Raw genomic sequence first — 20,695 nt, 5'->3', positions numbered from 1 at the left:
AAATGAATGCTATCCTATGGAAACAAAGGAGCAAAAAACATGATTCGAAAACGTTTTGCATATGGAAATCAAAAAATACGGGAAAGATACGAACGAAAAGACAGACGTTCTTTACATATCTCAGGTGCTGCAGGAGCGGCAAGTATCCTGCTGGGTCTGGGGAAAATTTTGTCTGGCATCACATCTTTATCTTTTTTTATCTGCATCAATGGGTTTTATACCTTGGGAATGGCGGCAGCAAGATATTGTGCCTTAATGGGAACCGTCCATGCCGATGGAAAGAAGGATCAGTATGCTTATTGCCGTCGGTCTGGATATGTGATGCTCTTTTCCAGTCTGCTTTATATTGCGTATTCCCTCTGGATTGTCTTTCATCCAAAGGAAACGGCTTTTGACAAAATACTGGCACTGACCATTGCTACCATCACCTTTACGGAAATCGGCATCAATATTTATGGTGTTTTGAAATATCGCAAAAGCCATACTCCGCTGCTGCATACCCTGAAAACCATTGGACTGGGGACATCTTTGATCTCACTGGTGCTGACCCAGTCAGCAATTCTGTCTTTTGCGGATGATCTGCAATATCCGGCAGTGAATGGATTTTTAGGCACTTTGATGGGCTTGGCAGCAGCGATGCTGGGCATCTATCTAATCTGGCGTATCAATAAGATTGAGAAAGAAGGAGGAGCAGAGGATGATACATATTTTGGTAGTAGATGATGATGAAAAACTGACCCAGAGCGTTTGCTCTTATCTGAATAACAGTGGCTATGCAGCCAAAGGGGTGCTTTCTGCAGAAGGTGCCTATGATGAGATGTATAACAATCTGTACGATTTGATTATTTCCGATATTATGATGCCGGGAACGGATGGTTTTGCTTTTGCCCAGACGATTCGTGAACTGAATAAAGCCATCCCGATGCTGTTTGTCAGCGCTAGGGATGATCTGCCTGCCAAGCAGAAAGGGTTTGATATCGGGATTGATGATTATATGGTAAAGCCCATCGACCTGAGCGAACTGCTGATGCGGGTGCGGGCACTTTTGCGCCGGGCCAATATCGAAGCCAGCCGCAAGGTGAGCGTCGGCGGCCTGGTTCTGGATGCGGATGCCATGACAGCTACTATGGATGGACAGGAGATTCCTGTGACAACAAGAGAATTCAACATTATGTTCAAACTGCTTTCTTATCCCAACCGCACCTTTTCCCGTTCTCAACTGTTGGATGAATTTTGGGGAATCGAAACAGAAACCAGCCTGCGGGCGGTTGATGTATATATTACAAAGCTGAGGGATAAATTTTCTGTCTGCTCCGAGGTACAGATCAAGACAGTACGGGGGCTGGGCTATAAGGCGGTGCTGGTATGAAAGAATTGACGCGGAGCCAGAGGGAAAATGTGAAGCAGTCTATTTTTCCGGCTTCTCTATTCATTGTGTTTTTTATTGTGTTATTGTTAATGTCTGGTATTCATACAGGGTTGATCGTACTGATGCATAAGCTGGAGAGGAACGAAATCATGCAGGTCATCATTCCAATGGTTTATTGGGCGGTGATCGCTATGGGGCTTACCATTTATACGAGCATTCGCATGAAGCGAACCTATGAAATGCCTATGAAGATGATGGCGGAGGCCACGGCACAGGTAGCGGCAGGAGATTTCTCTGTTTATATCCCGCCCAGGCATGCTGCAGATAAACTGGATTATCTGGATGTTATGTTTCGGGATTTTAATTTGATGGTGGAAGAATTGGGTTCCATCGAAACTTTGAAAAATGACTTTGCGGCAAATGTTTCTCATGAATTGAAAACGCCCCTGGCGGTGATACAGAACTATGCGCAGCTTTTGGAAACCACAGAGCTGACAGAAAAGCAAAAGGAATATGTAGAGGCCATCACAGGGGGAACCAACAGACTGGCTTCTCTGATTTATAATATTCTGAAGCTGAACAAACTGGAAAGCCAGAAGATTTTACTGAAGCCATCTTCCTATGACCTGTGCCGCCAGTTGGAAGAGAGTATTCTTGGCTTTGAAAGCATCTGGGAACAGAAAAATATTGAAATCGAGGTGGAGATGGAAGAATCCGCAGTGATTGAAGCAGACAAAGAACTGATGGAAGTGGTCTGGAACAATCTTCTTTCTAATGCTTTCAAATTTACGCAGGCAGGGGGAATGGTTTCTCTCCGGCAATTTTCTGTGGAAGATGCAGTTGTTGTAGAAGTGAAGGATACAGGATGCGGGATGTCTTCGGCTGTTCTGAAACATATTTTCGATAAGTTTTACCAAGGGGATACTTCCCATTCCACAGAAGGAAATGGGCTGGGGTTGGCACTGGTGCTGCGCATTCTGCAGATGAGCAGTGGTACTATCACCGTAAGCAGCATAGAAGGAGAAGGCAGTATCTTTACAGTGCGCCTTCCCAAGGGGATGGAACAGGAAGGAAAGGAACAGAATATATGACAGAATGGAAACAAAGCAGCACGGATTATATCGGTTATGAATATAAAGATAAGATTGTGCCGGCTTCTCTGGTATCGTTGTATCTGGATTGTTACCCCTGCTTTGGCTGGGAGGAGGACCCAAATGGAGCGCAGTATGGGGGTGTTCGGCGCGGTGGGGAGATATCCCTGCGGTTTCGGCGGAACCGAAAGATCTGTAATAAAACAGAATTGACCCGTTTGCAGCGAAATTTCGATGGATGTGTTTCGGAGATTGAATATCTGGAACGCTCCAAATTTTCCGCAGCGACTATATGGTCGCTGGTGGTAGGGCTGATCGGTACAGCGTTCATGGCAGGCTCTGTTTTTGCCATAACGGCAGAAGCACCTATGGTGGTTTTGTCCATAATTCTGGCGATCCCCGGTTTTATCGGTTGGGCGGCGGCTTATTTTGTTTATAAGAAGGTGCTGCATCATCAGGCGGAGAAGGTGGCTGTACTCATTGAAGAAAAATATGATGAGCTGCATGCTATCTGTGAAAAAGGAAAGCGGCTTTTGTTTTAATGTTTCAGAAACAAAAGTGAAACAAAGATGAAATATTGCCAAGCTATACTCTGAGCAGAAAAACAGTATTGGAACATTTGAAAGGAGTATATCAATCATGGCAGGATATCGTTTCAAAACAGGAAAACTTGGGCAGAAGGTCGTAGATACATATAAAAAGACAGAACAGAAATTTGTAGATACCTTTCTGGAGGAGGATGAGAACAGCCAATTTGGCCTTCGCCTGAAAACAGGCAAGACAGCGGAAAAAGCAGTAAAGGCATATAAAACGATCGAAGATGGCGTGACAGGCGCATATCGGAAGGTGGAAGATGCTTTTGTGGATACCTTTCTGGAAAAAGAAGAGGAAGAAGAAACAGAAAGACCGTCATAAAAAGGGCGGTCTTTTTCTATTTCAAAACAAAGAAGAGAATGCTTTTTCATATTTCAGAAACAAAACGCAAGTATTTCGGAAATAAAAGTTTTGTAAGATAAATCCATTCTAAAGGAATGGAGGACATCAATGAAGCAGGTCAGCATTTTACTTACGAAATATTCAGATTGGGTTTCCAACTTGGTCTATTATATCGCCGGGCGGGAATATACCCATGCTTCTATTGCCTTGGGAGAGGAACCAAAGGAATACTATAGCTTCAATTACAAAGGTTTTGCTGTGGAGACCATCGAAAAACATCGCCATAGGGGCGTGCGCCGCAGCTTTTGCTTTCAGGTGCAGATTTCGGAAGAGGCGTATGCGAAAATGGAAAATAAGCTTCTTTCTTTTCAGGAAAATCAGGAGCGGTATCGTTATACCAGATTTGGTGTATTGTGTTGTGTGATGCATCTGCCGTTTCATTGGAAAAACAGATATTTCTGTTCTCAGTTTGTGGCGGAATTGCTGGAGGATTCCGGTGCGGTGAAATTGCAGAGAAAACCTCAGGTTTTTCTGCCGAATCATTTTATCAGTCTTTTACAGGGACATCCCCAGTGTATTGCGGCGATTCAAAATTTGGTTTGATTTTTACAATTTTGAAACAAAACAGAAGCAAAACAAAAACAAAGAAAGCCTATGATCGAGCTATCAAAGGAGGTGGGAAAAGTGAGAAAAGTTATTGTTGTGGTTGTTGCGGCAATCATAGTGGCATTGGGGATTATCGGAAAGAAAATAAGAAAAGATTTTTGATGAATATATAAAATTTTAGGAGGAATGAAGATGAAAGCGTTGATTTATCATGGTGTAAAGGATGTAAGAGTAGAAGAAAGAGAAATTCCCTTATGTGGGCCCGATGATGTTATTGTACGCAACATGCGGGCAGGCATCTGTGGTTCTGATATGACGGCGTATCTGCATGGCGGTGAAAATATGAATATTTTTTCCGGCAGGGAATTTGGCCATGAAATGGTAGGCTATGTCTGGAAAAAAGGAGAGAAGGTAAAAGGTGTGGAAGAAGGAGACCGGGTATTCGTGGAACCCATCAAGGCAATGTTGAGTCCCTATGAAGCGAATATGGCGGGGGCTTTTTCTCAATATACGAAGGTGAATCATGCAGAGGTTGGCGTGAATCTCTATCCTTTGCCTGAAAATCTTTCTTATGAGGAGGCGGTGCTTATCGAACCCCTTAGCGTTAGTACGCATGCAAAAAACAGGGCTATGGTGAAACCCCACGAAAAGGTGCTGGTTTGTGGCGCGGGGCCCATTGGCCTTGGCGTAGTCGCAGCCCTTCGTGCCCAGGGGAATAAAACGATCGCTATCATCGACAAGGACGAATACCGTCTGAAATGTGCCAGAAAGATGGGAGCACATCCGATCCTGAGCCAGAGCAACAATCTGGAAAGATTAAAAGATGAATTGGAAGCTTATTTTGGTGTGATGAAGAACAGAAACCACCGTGTGCAGTTTGGGGAGGAAGATGTGGATGTAACAGAACATGCAGTTCTGGATGTGGATGTAGTATTCGACTGCGCAGGTATGACAGCATTTATTGATGAATTCTTACTGCATGCAAAGCAGTATTCCCGTTTCTGCAGCGTGGCGGTACATAGAACGGCTTTCCCTGTGCGCTTCCATGAAGTAATGAGTACCCAATGTGCAATTCTTGGCTCCAGGGGATATGAAGCAGAAGATGTCAAAGAAGTGATTGAATTTTTGGCAGCAGGCAAGACCAATGCCCTTTATATGGTATCTCATTGTATTCCTTTGGAGGATGCGAAAGATGCATTTCAGCTGGCCTCTTCCCAATTGGAAACGATCAAGGTTATTTTAGATATGGAATAATTTTAACACTTTTCAAACAAAACGAAAACATTTGAGAAACATTTCTGAAGTATCCTGTCTGCAGTTGATAGGAAAAAGCAAATAAATGGAGGTTTAAAAAATGAAGAAAAGTAACTTTGCAGCATTGATTTTAGGCACGATAGGGATTGTGTTTTTTGCACTGGGTATGTGTATGTGTATGCTTCCTGAATGGAATATGTTCCAGGAAGGCATCATTGCCGGTGCGATCGGTATCGTAGTTTTGTTGATTACAATTGGCGTATGGCGAAAGATGGAAGGAAAAGCACCCATCAGAATCAGCGGAAAAACGATATTTTCTATACTGGTTGGGGTGATAGGCGCGCTGCTGTTGGGCGTTGGCATGTGCCTGTCGATGGTGTTTGGTAAGATGGTGCTGGGGATTATCATTGGTCTGATTGGTATCGTTATTTTGTTACTGCTGATCCCTCTCTGCAAGGGTTTGAGATAAAATTGTGATTTGGAAAGGAGAAAAAGAGTGCAGTTAGGAGGAAAAGTTGCTTCTATCTCCTCCTGCTGTAATGAAGCAGAGAAATTATGAAGAAGCTTGGTCAGGATATTGATGGGGCGGCGGGGATCTTCGATGATACAATGCTTAATCTCCGCCAGCGTGCAGGATAGAAAAATCATCCTCAGTTGTGGATATAGACTTCTATGATGTAGATATTTTTAACCAATGTGAAAACAGCGATGATATTTTAATGGTTGTTGAAATTTGGCAGCATGCCCATCCTCTTTGAAAAATACTGCCCGTTGAATGGGATTATACGATTCCCTTTGGACTGCTCCATTCCTTGCATCCAACAGAAACGATTTTTGGAAGCAGTAAAGAAAATCAAATAGAATAATGAATTTTAGATATACCGATAGGGATATACTGAGAAACGAATAGAGACTTCTGCAGAAGTTTCTATTTTTTTGTAATTTTTATTATAGGATAAGTTTGGAAGGTGGGATGGAAATGGCAATGTCTTTGATATGGGTTGTTTCAGCAGCAGTAATATTTGTACTTTCCGGCTGTACAAATACGGCAAGGAATAGTATCTGCTGATTTGTATAAGAAAGGGGAGGAAAAATGACATTTAACAATATCAACTCTCTTTTGCCAGATCACAGTCATATCGATACAGATACAACAGCTCACTAATAGAAAAGACAGAAAACGATAGAAAGAAGATGACATTGATTTTGAAAAAATAGATCTGGCCGGATGACTTCAAATAGAACAAATGTTTGGAAATTTTGCATGTTCGCTATACATTATTTTTTTTCTATGTTATAATTCTGAGAGACTTAATTCCATTATCATAATCCGTGTGTGATATAGTGTCAAATAGTCTTCAATTCTTGTTCAAGTGACCCAAATTCGAACCGAAGGGAAAAAGAAGGTTCGCTGAATATGTGCATAGCGAAAAAACGGCAATTTTTGCCCAATCAACAGCTTTTTAGGGGTGGTCACTGGGAGGTGTTTTATGGATAAACCATTCAAAGTAGTATCTAAATATAAACCGACAGGTGACCAGCCACAGGCAATCGAAAAGATTGCCGATGGGTTCCAAAAAGGCTTGAAATTCCAGACTTTGCTGGGGGTAACGGGTTCCGGTAAAACCTTCACCATGGCGAATGTTATTGAGAAAATCCAGAAACCAACATTGGTCATAGCCCACAATAAAACCCTTGCAGCACAGCTTTACAACGAGTTAAAAGAGATATTCCCGGAGAATGCGGTGGAATATTTTGTATCTTACTATGATTATTATCAGCCCGAGGCTTACGTACCCAGTACGGACACCTATATTGAAAAGGATTCCTCGGTCAACGATGAAATCGATAAGCTGCGCCACTCTGCCACGGCGGCACTGGTGGAACGGGAAGATGTTATCGTTGTTGCCAGCGTTTCCTGCATCTATGGTTTGGGCGACCCGGAGGAATACTATGGAATGATGCTTTCCCTGCGCCCGGGGATGGAAAAGGATAGAGATGAGGTGCTGCGTGCCCTCATAGAAATGCAGTATGATCGGAATGATACGAATTTTGAGCGTGGTACCTTCCGCGTGCGGGGGGATGTGGTGGAGATTTTTCCCATCGGCTCTTCGGAGCATGCAGTCCGTGTGGAATTTTTTGGTGATGAAATTGACAGGATTACGGAAATTGATGTATTGACAGGGGAGATCATCGGAACACGAAATCATATCTCTATTTTCCCGGCATCCCATTATGTGACAGCTCCCGATAAAATGAAAATTGCCATCCAGCGCATTGAGGACGAATTGGAAGTGCGCCTGGCGGAACTGAAGCGGGAGGACAAGCTGCTGGAAGCCCAGCGTTTGGAACAGCGTACCAATTACGATGTGGAAATGCTGAAGGAAATGGGCTTTTGCACGGGCATTGAAAACTATTCCCGCCATCTTTCTTTGCGGGAAGCGGGCAGTACGCCTTTTACCCTGATTGATTTCTTTCCCGATGATTTTCTGATCATTGCCGATGAATCCCATGTTTCTATTCCGCAGATTCGCGGGATGTATGAAGGAGACCGTTCCAGAAAGACCACATTGGTGGAATATGGTTTCCGTTTGCCCTCCGCATTGGATAACAGACCGTTGAAATTCAGTGAATTTGAGAGTAAGATTCATCAGCTTTTGTTCGTTTCGGCAACGCCCTCTGTGTATGAAAAAGAGCACTCTGAACAGACGGCGGAACAGATCATCCGACCGACCGGGCTGCTGGATCCTGAAATTTCTGTGCGTCCTATCCATGGGCAGATTGATGATTTGCTTTCCGAGGTGCGAAAGACCACAGAGGCAGGGGATAAAGTTCTTGTGACGACACTGACGAAGAAAATGGCGGAACGCCTGACAGATTATCTGCGGGAAGCAGGGGTACGGGTGCGTTATCTCCATTCTGATATCGATACTTTGGAACGATTAGAGATCATCCGCGACTTGCGTATGGATGTGTTTGATGTGCTGGTAGGCATCAACTTGCTGCGGGAAGGTCTGGATATTCCGGAGGTCAGTCTGGTGGCTATTTTGGATGCGGATAAGGAAGGGTTCCTGCGCTCTGAAACCTCCCTGATTCAGACAGTAGGCCGTGCGGCGCGAAATGCCAATGGACGTGTGATTATGTATGCCGATGTAATGACGGAAAGCATGGATCGGGCCATTACCGAAACCAACCGCCGTCGTTCCATTCAGCAGGCATATAACGAAGAACATGGCATCGTTCCTCAGACGATTCAGAAAAAGGTGCACGATGTGATCCAGATTACCAAAGCGGCAACAGAAAAACAAAAATTCGGCTTGGAAAAAGACCCTGAATCCATGAGTGTGGAAGAATTGAACAAGCTTATCAAAAAGATGGATAAAGAGATGAAACAGGCTGCTATGGAACTGCAATTTGAGCGGGCGGCAGAGCTGCGGGATAAGATACTGGAGTTAAAGAAAATGATATAAGACCTTGGGACGCTGTCCCAAACCCTGCTTGCTTTTTGAAAAAAGTAAGGCAAAAACTTTTACTCCGTCATTGCACAAACTGTGCAATGACAAATCAGGTGCAGGGGATGATCCCCTGCTGGGAGTTTGAGGGCAACGCCCTCAAGGTTTTAAGGAGGAGTTATGAAGGATAAAATTGTAATCAAAGGGGCCAGAGAGCATAATCTGCAGAATGTGGACCTGACCATCCCCCGAGATCAGCTGGTGGTCTTTACGGGGGTCAGCGGCAGCGGCAAAAGCTCCCTTGCCTTTGATACCATATATGCGGAGGGGCAGAGAAGATATGTGGAATCTCTCTCCTCTTATGCCAGACAGTTTTTAGGGCAGATGGAAAAGCCTGATGTTGACCTGATCGAAGGGCTTTCCCCTGCCATTTCCATCGATCAGAAAACCACTAGCCATAACCCCCGTTCTACCGTGGGGACAGTGACGGAAATTTATGATTATCTGCGTCTGTTATATGCCAGAATCGGCATTCCCCATTGCCCCAAATGCGGCAAGGAAATCAAGAAACAGACCATCGATCAAATCGTTGATCGCATTATGGAGCTGCCGGAGCGGACAAAGCTGCAGCTTTTGGCGCCTGTGGTCAGGGGGCGGAAAGGGGAGCATGTGAAGCTTTTGGAGGATGCCAAAAAGAGCGGCTATGTGCGGGTTCGGGTGGATGGTTTGATGTATGAATTATCCGAAAAAATCGAACTGGAAAAAAATAAAAAACATAACATTGAGATTGTAGTAGACCGATTGATGGTAAAGGAAGGGATGCAGATGCGCCTGACAGAATCCATCGAAACGGCGTCTGCCTTGAGCGGTGGCCTGCTGATTGTAGATGTAAATCAGGGGGAGGATGAACTGGTGTTCAGCCAGAGCTTTTCTTGCCCGGATTGCGGCGTAGACCTGATGGAAATCGAACCTAGAATGTTTTCCTTCAATAACCCCAGCGGTGCCTGCCCCACTTGCACAGGGTTGGGCATGCAGATGAAATTTGATGAACATCTGATTGTGCCCAATGAAAATCTGAGTATTCTGCAAGGGGCCATTGCTGCGACAGGCTATAATTCCATCAATGCCAAGGGCAGTATGAGCCGTGTGCTTTTTGATGCTCTGGCAGAAAAATACAACTTTTCTCTGGATACACCGTTCAAGGAACTGCCCAGAGAGATTAAGGATATCATTTTTTATGGTACCGGCGGCGAAAAGCTGAAAATCACATACAGCAACTACCGGGGTACAGGGTTTTATGAATATGCCTTTGAGGGGATCATCAATACCCTGCAGCGCAGATATCAGGAGACTTCCGAAACCATGCGGGGGGAATTTGAAGAATTGATGACGAATATCGAATGCCCTGATTGCCATGGCAGAAGGTTGCGCCCGGAAATCCTGGCAATTACCATTGGCGGGAAAAATATTTCCGAAGTAACGGAGTTATCCATTGGTAAAATGCAGGAATTTTTCCGGAATCTGCAGCTGACAGAACGGGAAAATATGATCGGCGAACGCATTTTGAAAGAAATTCATGCCAGAGTGGGATTTTTAATGGATGTGGGGCTGGAATATCTGACGCTTTCCAGAACGGCGGGAACACTTTCCGGCGGGGAAGCCCAGCGTATCCGTCTGGCTACGCAGATCGGTTCCGGTCTGGTGGGGGTTGTATATATTTTGGACGAACCCAGCATTGGCCTGCATCAGAGGGATAATGACAAGCTGTTGGCCACCTTAAAGCACCTGCGGGATATTGGCAATTCCCTCATCGTGGTGGAGCATGATGAGGATACCATGCTGGCGGCGGATTATGTAGTAGATATTGGGCCTGGCGCCGGACGGGACGGCGGTGAGATCGTGGCAGCCGGCAGTGTGGAAGAAATTATGGCCTGCGAACGTTCCGTAACAGGGGCATACCTGAGCGGACGAAAAAAAATCGAAGTGCCGAAGGAACGCAGACCTTTTGTACCGGAAAATAAACTGGTCATTCAGGGAGCGGCGGAAAATAATCTGAAAAATATTGATGTGGAAATTCCTTTAGGGCTGTTTACCTGTGTAACAGGGGTCAGCGGTTCTGGGAAGAGCTCGCTCATCAATGAAATATTATATAAGAGACTGGCCAGAGATTTGAACAGAGCAAAAACGAGACCTGGCAAGCATGTGGATATGCTGGGGCTGGAAAAGCTGGATAAGGTCATCAATATTGATCAGTCTCCCATCGGACGCACCCCCAGAAGTAATCCTGCTACTTACACGGGCTTGTTTGATATGATTCGTGATGTATTTGCCCAGACCACGGAAGCCAAGGTCAGAGGGTATCAGAAGGGCAGATTCAGCTTTAATGTAAAGGGCGGCAGATGCGAAGCCTGTGCCGGTGACGGTATTGTGAAAATAGAAATGCACTTTTTGCCGGATATTTACGTACCCTGCGAAGTTTGCCATGGCAAGCGGTATAATCGGGAAACATTGGAGGTAAAATACAAGGGAAAGACCATCTCCGATGTATTGGATATGACAGTGGAGGAAGCGTTGGTTTTCTTTGAAAATATTCCCAGAATCAAATCTAAATTGCAGACACTGTATGATGTGGGGCTTTCCTATGTACAGCTGGGGCAATCTTCTACAACGCTTTCCGGCGGGGAAGCCCAGCGGGTGAAGCTGGCTACGGAATTGAGCCGCAAGAGCACAGGCTGCACCATGTATATCCTGGACGAACCGACCACAGGCCTGCATACGGCGGATGTCCATAAGCTGGTGCATATTTTGCAGAGATTGGCAGAGGGCGGCAATACGGTGGTTGTCATCGAGCATAATCTGGATGTCATTAAAACGGCAGATTATATTATCGACCTTGGCCCGGAAGGCGGTGACGGCGGCGGTACACTGGTGGCAGCCGGAACCCCGGAAGAGATCTGTGCAGTGCCTGCATCCTATACAGGAAGATATCTGAAAGATATCCTCAAAAGAAAGTAAAAACAAAAAACGCTGTGTCAATGGAAAATGCTGTGCATTTCGACAAATACAGCGTTTTTTTCATGAGCAAAAGACAGCATGTTTGATAAGGAAGGACAGGTTTTTATTGACAATTGACAAAAAAATAAGTACCATAGTAATAGTAAGTACTATGTTATTTTGGAGGAAGTTATGGCAAAAGAAAAAGGACCGGTAATAGATTTTGAGCAGGCAAGAAAACGGATCAACGGTTATTTCGGCTGCGATGGGGATTTTTTCGTAAAACCACTGCTTGATTTTGAATGGGCAGTCAGAGAGGACGAAGATTTTACCTTCCTCTGCTACTGGACAAAAGAAGGCAAAAAGGTGGATGCCGTTGTTGTGAAAAAGAACGGTGTGCCTATGATCTATAGAACGAAAGATTACACGATGGTGATTGCCATTGACTGTGTAAAGATTGGGTTTATTTTCCGCAATGGAAAAAATCTGACAGAACAGTGAGAAACAGACGGAGGGATGTGCAAAAAAACAGGAATCTGACAAGTTTGATTCTGAAAGGCTGTTTTTTTGCATAAACTGAATTACTGAAGGATCATTGCCAAAGTTGTTTTTGGTGAAGCAAAGGGGAGAAAGAGATGCAAATAGATGGATTGCCGGAAAACAACACTGTTCTCATTGCCGGTAAAATCGTAGAAGGCTGTACCTTTAGTCATGAAGTATATGGCGAAGGTTTCTATACGTTTCAGATTTCTTCTGAACGCCTCAGTGATAAGGCAGATATCCTGCCGGTTACTGTTTCCGAGCGGCTGATCGATATGAGTTTGCTGCAGATCGGTGCGAAAGTGGATATCATTGGACAGTTGAGAAGTTATAATAATTACAATAGCAAGAAAAATCGTCTGGTGCTGACGATTTTTGCAAGAGAGATCAGGCTGATGGGAGAAGAAGAAGGAAAGAATGAAAATCAAATCTTCCTCAATGGCTTTATTTGTAAGCCTCCCATCTATCGGAAAACGCCCTTTGGCAGGGAAATTTCCGATATTCTGGTGGCGGTGAACCGTGCTTATAATAAATCCGACTATATTCCCTGTATTGCATGGGGAAGAAACGCCAGATATATGGCAAATCTGGAAGTAGGTTCCAATATTCGTATCTGGGGCCGTGTGCAGAGCAGAACGTACCAGAAGCGTGTTGGAGAAGAGACAGAAGAACGGGTTGCCTATGAAGTTTCTGTTTCCAAAATTGAGCTTCCGGATCGGGCAGAGCATGGAACAGAAGCAGAAGGTCAGATTACAGAAACGAAAAAAGCCTGAGACAGAAACAGGAGTGAAAAAACGTGAGACAAGGTCAAATATCAGTTTATTACGGTGCAGGAAAAGGGAAAACGGCAGTTGCAGTGGGGCGTGGTATGCGCGCCATTGGCGAAAATCTGCGGGTCGTCATGATTCAATTTTTAGATTATCATAACAGCAAGGAAATTGCCTTGCTGAAAAAGCTGGAACCGGATTTCCGTATTTTCCGTTTTGAAAAAGATCGGGATGGAATGGATGTGCGGGATGCGAAGATTGATGAGGCACTGCATAAAGAGATTTTTGGCGAGATTCGCAATGCATTCAATTTTGCGAAGAAGATCGCAGATACAGGTGAATGCGAAATGCTATTATTAGATGGCATTTTGGAATGTGTGGAAAAAGGCTATCTGCAGGAATCTGAATTGGAAGAGATTCTTGAGAGAAGGCCCGAATATATGGACATTATCCTGACGGGAACAATCCTCCCGGAAGGCTTGTCCGAAAAGGCGGAAAGTATTTATCAGATCAAAACAGAGAAATAAAGGATAGACCTCCCTTTGGTTGTGATAGAAGGGGGTCTTTTTTATATCGTAATCACATCTATTCCCGATGTACCGAAGTCCGCAAGTTACGCAGACGCCGTATACCGTCTGTATAATGCAGATATCATCAAAGGGAAGGAGGATTATGGTATATATTATCCTGGAAATAATATACAGAGGACAGGAGTGCCAACGATGGCGACGCTGATGACGGATGCAAGTAAGAGAAGTTCCTTTACGTTGACAGAAAAGCCTAAGTCAACAGGCAATGCAGCTTTGGATGCTTTGCAGGGGGTATGGTGGAGGCAATAAGCCTATCATTTCTCAGATCGAAATCATTATGGATGGGGATGAATATATTCAGACAACCCATGGTATGAGGTATTATCGTTGCTATAAAGGCAAAGTGACCGATACGATGACTTTAGCATAAAGCACGGTTACAGCTATACGGAATACACAGATTTACTGAAGAATGCGGATTCAAGGCTGAATGGAAAAAATCTTTGAGCGGCGATATGCAGCTGCATTATTCCAAAGTGGGCACGACTGAATGTATCTAATAAAGAAAAGGCACTCAATGGCACATCCTTAGAAGAAAACATTAAAAAGGGATGAATCCTTAAACGATAAGGATTCATCCCTTTTAGTCTATGTTCGTTTTCTTCTAAGAATGTCGCTAGTAGTTCCGCATAAGAAATCAATAAATTATAGAATCAATGTTTTTTTAAGCGGAATCTACTAAAAGAGCGCCTTTTGTTATTCTGAGAATCGTTACTGCAAAACTTCCTTCATGGTATAAAGCCCTGCAGGCTTGCCAGCTAGGAATTTTGCTGCTTTCACTGCACCAACGGCGAATACTTCACGGGAAGTTGCCCGGTGGTTCAGTTCAATGACTTCATCTCTGCCGGCGAAGATGACATCATGTTCTCCAACGATATTGCCGCCGCGGACAGCATGGATGCCGATTTCTGTTTTTTCACGTTTTTCGCGCACCTGAGAACGGTCGTAAACGTAGTGATACCGTTCATCCATGGCCTGATTGATAGCATCTGCCAGAGCGATCGCCGTGCCGCTGGGGGCGTCGATTTTCTGATTATGGTGTTTTTCCACGATCTCGATATCAAAGCCGCTTTCTGCAAGAATAGCTGCTGCTCGCTGCACCAAATCCAACAACAGGTTTACGCCAACAGACATATTGGCAGATTTCAGGATTGCCACATCCTTGCTGGTTTCTTTCATCAATGCGGTTGTTTCATCGGATAATGCTGTTGTGCAAAGAACAACAGGGATATTTTTTTCTTTGGAGAATGCCAGAAGGGCAGGGACTGCCTTTGCTGTGGAAAAATCGATGATGACATCACCGGCAACATCACAGGCATCACAGCTGGGGAATACAGGAAAGCCCAGTTCAGGCATGCTGGGGTCGATACCGGCAGCCACCTGGCAATCAGGTTCATTTTTTACCAAATCGGCTACCACGCGGCCCATTTTGCCGCCGCAGCCGTGGATAATCACATTTATCATATCAATACTCCTCTCTTTGAGGGTGTTGCCCTCAAACTCCCACCAGAGAAATTGGTCAAGCATCTTCCCCTTGGGAAGACGGCTTCGCCGCCGCCTTATTCTTGGCGGTGCACAAATTCCCTGGCCCCTGATTTGAAACAAATTTCAAAGAAATTTGTTTTTCGTATAAAGTTTAGGTCAAGCCTTTTTATAAGAAGGTAGTAGGGAAGATGCCCTACCCACCGAAGGTGGCTTTGCGAAGCAAAGTACAGAACAGGCCTGCGGGGGGATGGGGCGGAGCCCCACGGTCTTAAATCAGACCGTAGTTTTTCATTGCTGTTTTCAATGTTTCCAGATTCTTGGGTTCCATATCGCACAGAGGTGCTTTGCAGGAACCAACTTCGTAACCCATCAGGTTCAGAGCTGTTTTAACGGGGATGGGGTTTACTTCGCAGAACAGAGCGGAGATCAGTTCGATCGCATCCAGCTGCAGTTTTGTAGCCGCTTTTACATCACCATTCAGGAAATTCATAACCATATCATGGGTCTGTTTAGGAGCAACGTTGGACAAAACGGAGATAACACCTTTACCGCCCAGGGAAAGGATAGGCAGGATCTGATCATCATTGCCGCTGTAGATATCGAAATCGGGGCCAACCAGAGCAGCGATTTCAGCTACCTGAGAGAGATTGCCGCTGGCTTCTTTTACAGCTACGATATTTTTTACTTTTGCCAGTTCAGCAACTGTTTTGGGAGCGATGTTGCAGCCTGTTCTGCCGGGTACGTTGTAAAGAATGATGGGGATATTGATGCTTTCTGCAACTGCTGTGTAGTGCAGAATCAGCCCCTTCTGTGTTGCTTTGTTGTAGTAGGGAGTTACCAGCAGAACGGCATCAGCGCCAGCTTTTTCGCAGCCCTGTGCCAGTTCGATGCAATGGGCGGTATCATTGCTGCCTGCGCCGGCAATAACGGGTGCGCGGCCTGCGGCAACTTCTTTTGCAAAACGGATGCATTCGATCTGCACTTCATCAGACATTGTGGATGCTTCGCCGGTGGTACCGCAGATGATCAGTGCATCTGTACCATTTGCCAGCTGGAATTCGATCAATTCTCTCATTTTTTCAAAATTTACGCTGTGATCAGCATTCATGGGTGTTACCAGAGCGACACCTGCACCAGTGAAAATAGACATAAGTATGACCTCCTCAACGATTGAACTATAATTTTTGCCTTAATTATTTTATGCTTTTGTTATTTATTCATGTTTTTTACGATTTCTTCGGCAATCTGAACTGCGTTTGTAGCTGCACCCTTACGGATATTATCGGCTACTACCCACAGGTTGACACCGTTTTCAACGCTTTCGTCGCGGCGGATACGGCCAACGAATACTTCATCTTTGCCTGCTGCTTCTACTGCCATAGGGTATTCGTTTTTGGAAACATCGTTCTGTACCACAACGCCGGGAGCATTTCTCAGTACTTCAATCAGTTCATCCAGATCAAAGGGATTTTCAAATTCTACGTTGATGGATTCACTGTGAGAGCTGAAAACAGGAACACGGACTGTTGTAGCTGTAACACGCATTGCGTCGTTGTGCAGAATCTTTCTTGTTTCGTTTACCATTTTCATTTCTTCTTTTGTATAGCCGTTATCCAGGAATACATCGATGTGGGGCAGGCAGTTGCTTGCAATGGGGTGAGGGAACTTTTTGGGTGCTTCCCCTTTGATACCGTTTTCCAGATCCTGCCAGCCGGCAACACCTGCGCCGGATACTGCCTGATATGTAGAATAAACGACACGTTTGATTTTATATTTGTCATCCAGAGGTTTTAATGCAACCATAGCCTGAATGGTGGAGCAGTTGGGGTTGGCGATGATGTTTTTGTGCCAGTTGATGTCTTCGGGGTTTACTTCGGGAACAACCAGGGGAACTTCGGGGTCCATTCTCCACTGGGAGCTGTTATCAATAACGATACAGCCATGAGCCGCTGCGATGGGAGCAAATTTTTCGCTTGTGCCGCCGCCTGCGGAGAACAGGGCGATATCGATTGGTTTATCGAAAGAATGTTCATTCAGTTCTTCTACAACATATTCCTTGCCGTTGAATTCCAGTGTCTTACCGGCAGAACGGGAAGATGCCATCACATAGAAGTTTTCAATGGGAAGCTGTCTTTCTTCCAGAACCTTCAGAAAAGTTCTGCCTACCATACCAGTTGCACCAACAACGGCCAGATTGATTTTTTTCATTTTTAATTCCTTCTTTCTTTGGCGTTTGCGTATCATTTGTGTATTTTTGTTGCTTTCCAAAGCAGATAGAGTTCATCATGAAAGCCACTCGTATAAACAACTGAATTTCTGCAAACAGATTCCGTTGATTGATACAGATGAAAACTGGCTTTCTCCGCTTATAAACAAAAAATAGCCGGCCCGCGCCGACTTCCAAGGAAACTGAGGTAGAAGTCTGTGTGAACTGCCGCAGTTTGATTGATTTTTGTAGCGCTCCATTGGATTTCCAATGACAGTCATACAGCTATTGACTGCACAACCAGAAGAGAAAAGATAAGGCATTTTCCTTCTTCGGCGTTTTCCCCTTTTTGCGGGCTGCATCTATCCCTTATGATATTCACCCGGATACTCTTGAAAAACGCACCTCTACTTTGAAAAATATGTATTTGTCTCATAGTCTAACACTAGTTCCCTATTCTGTCAAACAATTTGTTAGAAAAAATAGTATTTTTTCTGAAAAACATTTGCGTGTGTACAAAGTACATAGAACGGCTTTGTCTGTGCATACTGAGAGGAAAAAGGGAGGCGTACGGTATGGGACAGAAAAAGGAACTGACAGAAGCGGAAAAAAGAGACCTTGCCATGAAATATGAAATCGCTGCGGAGTTAGGATTGCTGGAGAAAGTGGAGCAGCTTGGCTGGAAGGGGCTGACGGCGAAGGAAAGCGGACGCATTGGCGGCATCATGGGAAGAAGAAAAATAGAAGCCAGAAAACAAGAACAGAATAAAGAAGAAAACAAATGAACAAAGGCACATGAAAATCACCGCTTGCAAGCAAGCTTGACGCAGTGATTCCATTAAAGGTGAAAAAGACTACAAATGTAAGATTCGGATTTCCTGAGGAAATCCTCATTTGGATGAAATCCAAATATAAATACACGGAAAAGTCATTGCTTGCAAGCAAGCTTGACGCAGTGATACAATTAAAGATGAAAAAGACTACAAATGCAAGATTCGGATTTCCCGAGGAAATCCTCATTTGGATGAAATCCAAATATAAATACACGGAAAAGTCATTGCTTACAAGCAAGCTTGACGCAGTGATTTTCCGTGTATTTATGCTTGCATTTGTATAGGTATAAAGATATAATATAAAGTTGTGAAAGAATCTGACTTTGGAGGAAGCGGCGATGAGTACCTACGAAGCCTTTGCATCTGTATATGATCTTTTTATGGAACAAGTGGAATATGACCAGTGGCTGAACCATATCCATGCTGTTTGGGACAGGCTTGGCGTGAAGCCGAAAACGGTGATCGATCTGGGTTGTGGTACGGGCAGCATCCTGTTGCCTTTGGCAAAGGAAGGATTTGAGGTGATCGGCGTAGATCTTTCTCCTGAAATGTTGACGGAGGCAGATCATAAAGCGGCAGAAGAAGGGCTTTCCCTGCGCTTGGTCTGTCAGGATATGACAGAATTGGAGTTGGGAGAGAAAGCGGATTGTATCCTTAGCCTATGCGATTGTATGAATTACCTGACAGAAGATGGGCAGCTGGAGGATGCCTTCCGAAGCATTGCCCGTCATATGAAAAAAGAGAGTCTCTTCCTATTTGATATGAATACAGAATACAAATTTCGAGAAGTGCTGGGGCAGAATGTTTTTGGCTCTGCAGAGGAAACTGCGGCGTATATCTGGGAAAATGATTACGACGAGGAAGAAAAGATCAATGAATATTATGTAAGCTTTTTCATCGAACAGGAAAATGGTTTGTATGAGAGAGTGGAAGAATACCACTATGAAAGGGCTTATTCTATGGAAGAAATCGAAAATGGTCTGCAGGCGGCAGGCATGGAATTAATGGAAGTTTATGATGGCTATTCTTTCGATGCGCCCCATGCAGAAAGTGAACGCCTGCTTTTCGCAGCCAGATTGAAATAAATTGGAGGAATCAGAATGAGTGATTATATCGTAAGAGCAACGGCAGGCAACGGCAGTATCCGTGCTTTTGCCGCTACTACAAGAGATTTGGTGCAGCATGCCAGAGAAATCCATCATACCTCTCCCGTAGCATCTGCGGCACTGGGCAGAATGCTGACAGCGGCGGCCATGATGGGCAGTATGCTGAAGGGGGAAAAAGATATCATAACATTGCAGGTGCGGGGGGAAGGCCCCTTGCAGGGTATTGTGGTGACCAGCGACAGTCAGGCAAGGGTCAAAGGCTATGTATTCAACCCCGGCGTAGAAGTGCCCGATCTGTACCCCGGCAAGCTGAATGTCAGCGGGGCCATCGGCAATGGGTATCTGAGTGTGATTAAGGATATCGGTATGAGAGAACCCTATGCTGGTCGTATCGAACTGGTAACTGGGGAAATCGCAGAGGACTTGACTTACTATTTTGCACAGTCGGAACAGACCCCCTCTGCCGTTGGTTTGGGTGTGCTGGTGGAAACGGATACCTCTATCCGCAGAGCCGGTGGTTTTATCATCCAGCTGCTGCCCGATGCAACAGAAGAAATGATCTCCAAACTGGAACAGAAGCTGGCGACGATCCCTTATGTATCCGATCTGCTGGATATGGGGCAGACCCCCGAAGATATTCTGCAAATGATTTTGGGGGATATGGATTTGAAGATCACAGATACGATTCCTGCGGAATTTTATTGTAACTGCACCCGGGAAAGAGTGGAAAAGGCACTCATCAGCATTGGCAGGGAAGAATTGGAAAAGATCATCAGAGAAGATAAGAAAGCGAACCTGCACTGCCATTTTTGCAGCAAAGAATATGACTTCAATGAAGAAGAATTGAAAAAACTGCTGGAAGAAGCAAAATAAGAAGGAGCCATAAAGGGGGAGATCCTGTGAAAAGGGATTTTGCGGTGGCTGTAAAGGCTGTCATCATAAAAGAGAATAAAGCGCTGGTGCTTTGCCGCTCCAAGCATGAAATGGAAGGCAGCTTCATGAACAGCCATCAGAAATGGGATCTGCCCGGCGGCGGTCTGCATTTCTTTGAGAAGGCGGAAGAGGGGCTGCGCAGAGAGATCAGGGAGGAAACGGATCTGGAGGTTTCCGTTGGGCCGCCATTGTCCTTGTTTGATGCCATCAAGCACCATATCCATCTTTGCATCTTTACATACGCCTGCCGATGGAAGGGCGGCGAGGTAAGCCTCAGTGCGGAACATGAATCCTATTTCTGGGTAACGGAAGAAGAAATGGAAAAAAGTGAATTGCCCCATTGGATGAAAAGAGATATTCGCGGAGCCTTTGCTGTTTTAAAGGAAGATAAAAAGAATGATGAAGAGAGAGACTCTATTTCCTGAGAAAATGGGGTCTTTTTTATTTATCGAATTTATACAAGAAAAACTGCATACAGATAAAATAGACGGTGTGAAAATACATTTTCGAGGCGTTGAATGAATAATTTTTCA

At 44.7% G+C, this 20,695-nt stretch carries 20 protein-coding genes, 1 pseudogene and 1 riboswitch; of the genes and pseudogenes, 18 read left to right on the top strand and 3 right to left on the bottom strand.

The annotated features are described in order from the left end of the window. Nucleotides 1-39 precede the first annotated feature (39 nt). The 14 genes and pseudogenes from ACI39P_RS06095 to ACI39P_RS06030 all read left to right on the top strand — a co-directional run. Nucleotides 40-723 carry a hypothetical protein gene (locus tag ACI39P_RS06095; RefSeq protein WP_439719785.1) on the top strand — a complete coding sequence of 228 codons (684 nt, stop codon included), beginning with the start codon at nt 40-42 and terminating at the stop codon, nt 721-723. Then, nucleotides 698-1,369 (top strand): response regulator, encoded by a 672-nt coding sequence (locus ACI39P_RS06090; protein ID WP_439719784.1) that lies wholly within the window; start codon nt 698-700, stop codon nt 1,367-1,369. The genes ACI39P_RS06095 and ACI39P_RS06090 overlap by 26 nt, the downstream gene beginning before the upstream one ends. Next, entirely contained in the window at nt 1,366-2,460 is a 1,095-nt protein-coding gene (locus ACI39P_RS06085) for an ATP-binding protein (RefSeq protein ID WP_439719783.1), read from the top strand. Before ACI39P_RS06090 ends, ACI39P_RS06085 begins: the two co-directional genes overlap by 4 nt. Further along, on the top strand, nt 2,457-3,002 hold the full coding sequence (locus ACI39P_RS06080; RefSeq protein WP_439719782.1) for a hypothetical protein: 546 nt from the start codon (nt 2,457-2,459) through the stop codon (nt 3,000-3,002). Before ACI39P_RS06085 ends, ACI39P_RS06080 begins: the two co-directional genes overlap by 4 nt. 97 nt (nt 3,003-3,099) lie before the next feature. Continuing rightward, nucleotides 3,100-3,375 (top strand): hypothetical protein, encoded by a 276-nt coding sequence (locus ACI39P_RS06075; RefSeq protein ID WP_439719781.1) that lies wholly within the window; start codon nt 3,100-3,102, stop codon nt 3,373-3,375. Between the two features lie 129 nt (nt 3,376-3,504). After that, nucleotides 3,505-3,999, top strand: coding sequence for a hypothetical protein (locus ACI39P_RS06070; protein WP_439719780.1), 495 nt, complete (start codon nt 3,505-3,507; stop codon nt 3,997-3,999). Between the two features lie 195 nt (nt 4,000-4,194). Beyond that, the gene (locus tag ACI39P_RS06065) at nt 4,195-5,256 is read left to right on the top strand and encodes a zinc-binding dehydrogenase (protein WP_439719779.1); all 1,062 of its coding nucleotides are present in this window, start codon (nt 4,195-4,197) and stop codon (nt 5,254-5,256) included. 100 nt (nt 5,257-5,356) lie between these two features. Then, nucleotides 5,357-5,725: a hypothetical protein gene (locus tag ACI39P_RS06060; RefSeq protein ID WP_439719778.1), complete on the top strand. Its 369-nt coding sequence runs from the start codon at nt 5,357-5,359 to the stop codon at nt 5,723-5,725. Nucleotides 5,726-6,746: 1,021 nt separating this feature from the next. Beyond that, nucleotides 6,747-8,726, top strand: a complete 1,980-nt coding sequence (gene uvrB / locus ACI39P_RS06055) for an excinuclease ABC subunit UvrB (RefSeq protein ID WP_439719777.1) — start codon at nt 6,747-6,749, stop codon at nt 8,724-8,726. A gap of 162 nt (nt 8,727-8,888) precedes the next feature. Next, nucleotides 8,889-11,723 carry an excinuclease ABC subunit UvrA gene (uvrA, locus tag ACI39P_RS06050; protein ID WP_439719776.1) on the top strand — a complete coding sequence of 945 codons (2,835 nt, stop codon included), beginning with the start codon at nt 8,889-8,891 and terminating at the stop codon, nt 11,721-11,723. A 171-nt stretch (nt 11,724-11,894) separates the two neighbouring features. After that, nucleotides 11,895-12,203, top strand: coding sequence for a hypothetical protein (locus ACI39P_RS06045; protein WP_439719775.1), 309 nt, complete (start codon nt 11,895-11,897; stop codon nt 12,201-12,203). 134 nt (nt 12,204-12,337) lie between these two features. After that, nucleotides 12,338-13,015 (top strand): single-stranded DNA-binding protein, encoded by a 678-nt coding sequence (locus ACI39P_RS06040; RefSeq protein WP_439719774.1) that lies wholly within the window; start codon nt 12,338-12,340, stop codon nt 13,013-13,015. A 23-nt stretch (nt 13,016-13,038) separates the two neighbouring features. Next, complete coding sequence (locus ACI39P_RS06035) at nt 13,039-13,536, top strand: cob(I)yrinic acid a,c-diamide adenosyltransferase (RefSeq protein WP_439719773.1); 498 nt, start codon at nt 13,039-13,041, stop codon at nt 13,534-13,536. A gap of 21 nt (nt 13,537-13,557) precedes the next feature. Next, a pseudogene (locus ACI39P_RS06030) lies at nt 13,558-13,698 on the top strand (S-layer homology domain-containing protein); the annotation flags it as partial. 612 nt (nt 13,699-14,310) lie between these two features. Here the strand turns inward: ACI39P_RS06030 and dapB are convergent. The 3 genes from dapB to ACI39P_RS06015 all read right to left on the bottom strand — a co-directional run bounded on the left by dapB (nt 14,311) and on the right by ACI39P_RS06015 (nt 17,292). Beyond that, nucleotides 14,311-15,063, bottom strand: coding sequence for a 4-hydroxy-tetrahydrodipicolinate reductase (gene dapB / locus ACI39P_RS06025; RefSeq protein ID WP_439719772.1), 753 nt, complete (start codon nt 15,061-15,063; stop codon nt 14,311-14,313). Between the two features lie 289 nt (nt 15,064-15,352). After that, entirely contained in the window at nt 15,353-16,234 is an 882-nt protein-coding gene (gene dapA, locus ACI39P_RS06020) for a 4-hydroxy-tetrahydrodipicolinate synthase (protein ID WP_439719771.1), read from the bottom strand. A gap of 59 nt (nt 16,235-16,293) precedes the next feature. Next, nucleotides 16,294-17,292 carry an aspartate-semialdehyde dehydrogenase gene (locus ACI39P_RS06015; protein WP_439719770.1) on the bottom strand — a complete coding sequence of 333 codons (999 nt, stop codon included), beginning with the start codon at nt 17,290-17,292 and terminating at the stop codon, nt 16,294-16,296. Nucleotides 17,293-17,531: 239 nt separating this feature from the next. After that, nucleotides 17,532-17,708: riboswitch (Lysine riboswitch) on the bottom strand. A gap of 157 nt (nt 17,709-17,865) precedes the next feature. Between ACI39P_RS06015 and ACI39P_RS06010 the strand changes: the two genes are divergently transcribed. From ACI39P_RS06010 to ACI39P_RS05995, 4 genes are all read left to right on the top strand, one after another. Further along, nucleotides 17,866-18,075 (top strand): small, acid-soluble spore protein, alpha/beta type, encoded by a 210-nt coding sequence (locus tag ACI39P_RS06010; protein ID WP_439719769.1) that lies wholly within the window; start codon nt 17,866-17,868, stop codon nt 18,073-18,075. Nucleotides 18,076-18,461: 386 nt separating this feature from the next. Further along, entirely contained in the window at nt 18,462-19,208 is a 747-nt protein-coding gene (locus ACI39P_RS06005; protein WP_439719768.1) for a methyltransferase domain-containing protein, read from the top strand. Nucleotides 19,209-19,223: 15 nt separating this feature from the next. Further along, nucleotides 19,224-20,102, top strand: coding sequence for an Hsp33 family molecular chaperone HslO (gene hslO / locus ACI39P_RS06000; protein ID WP_439719767.1), 879 nt, complete (start codon nt 19,224-19,226; stop codon nt 20,100-20,102). A gap of 26 nt (nt 20,103-20,128) precedes the next feature. Further along, nucleotides 20,129-20,587 carry an NUDIX domain-containing protein gene (locus ACI39P_RS05995; protein ID WP_439719766.1) on the top strand — a complete coding sequence of 153 codons (459 nt, stop codon included), beginning with the start codon at nt 20,129-20,131 and terminating at the stop codon, nt 20,585-20,587. Nucleotides 20,588-20,695 lie beyond the last annotated feature (108 nt).

Source organism: Anaerotignum sp., assembly GCF_051877975.1.
GTDB lineage: Bacteria > Bacillota > Clostridia > Lachnospirales > Anaerotignaceae > Anaerotignum_A.
The sequence above is the reverse complement of the archived record's forward strand: the minus strand, read 5'-3'. Positions and strand labels throughout refer to the sequence as shown.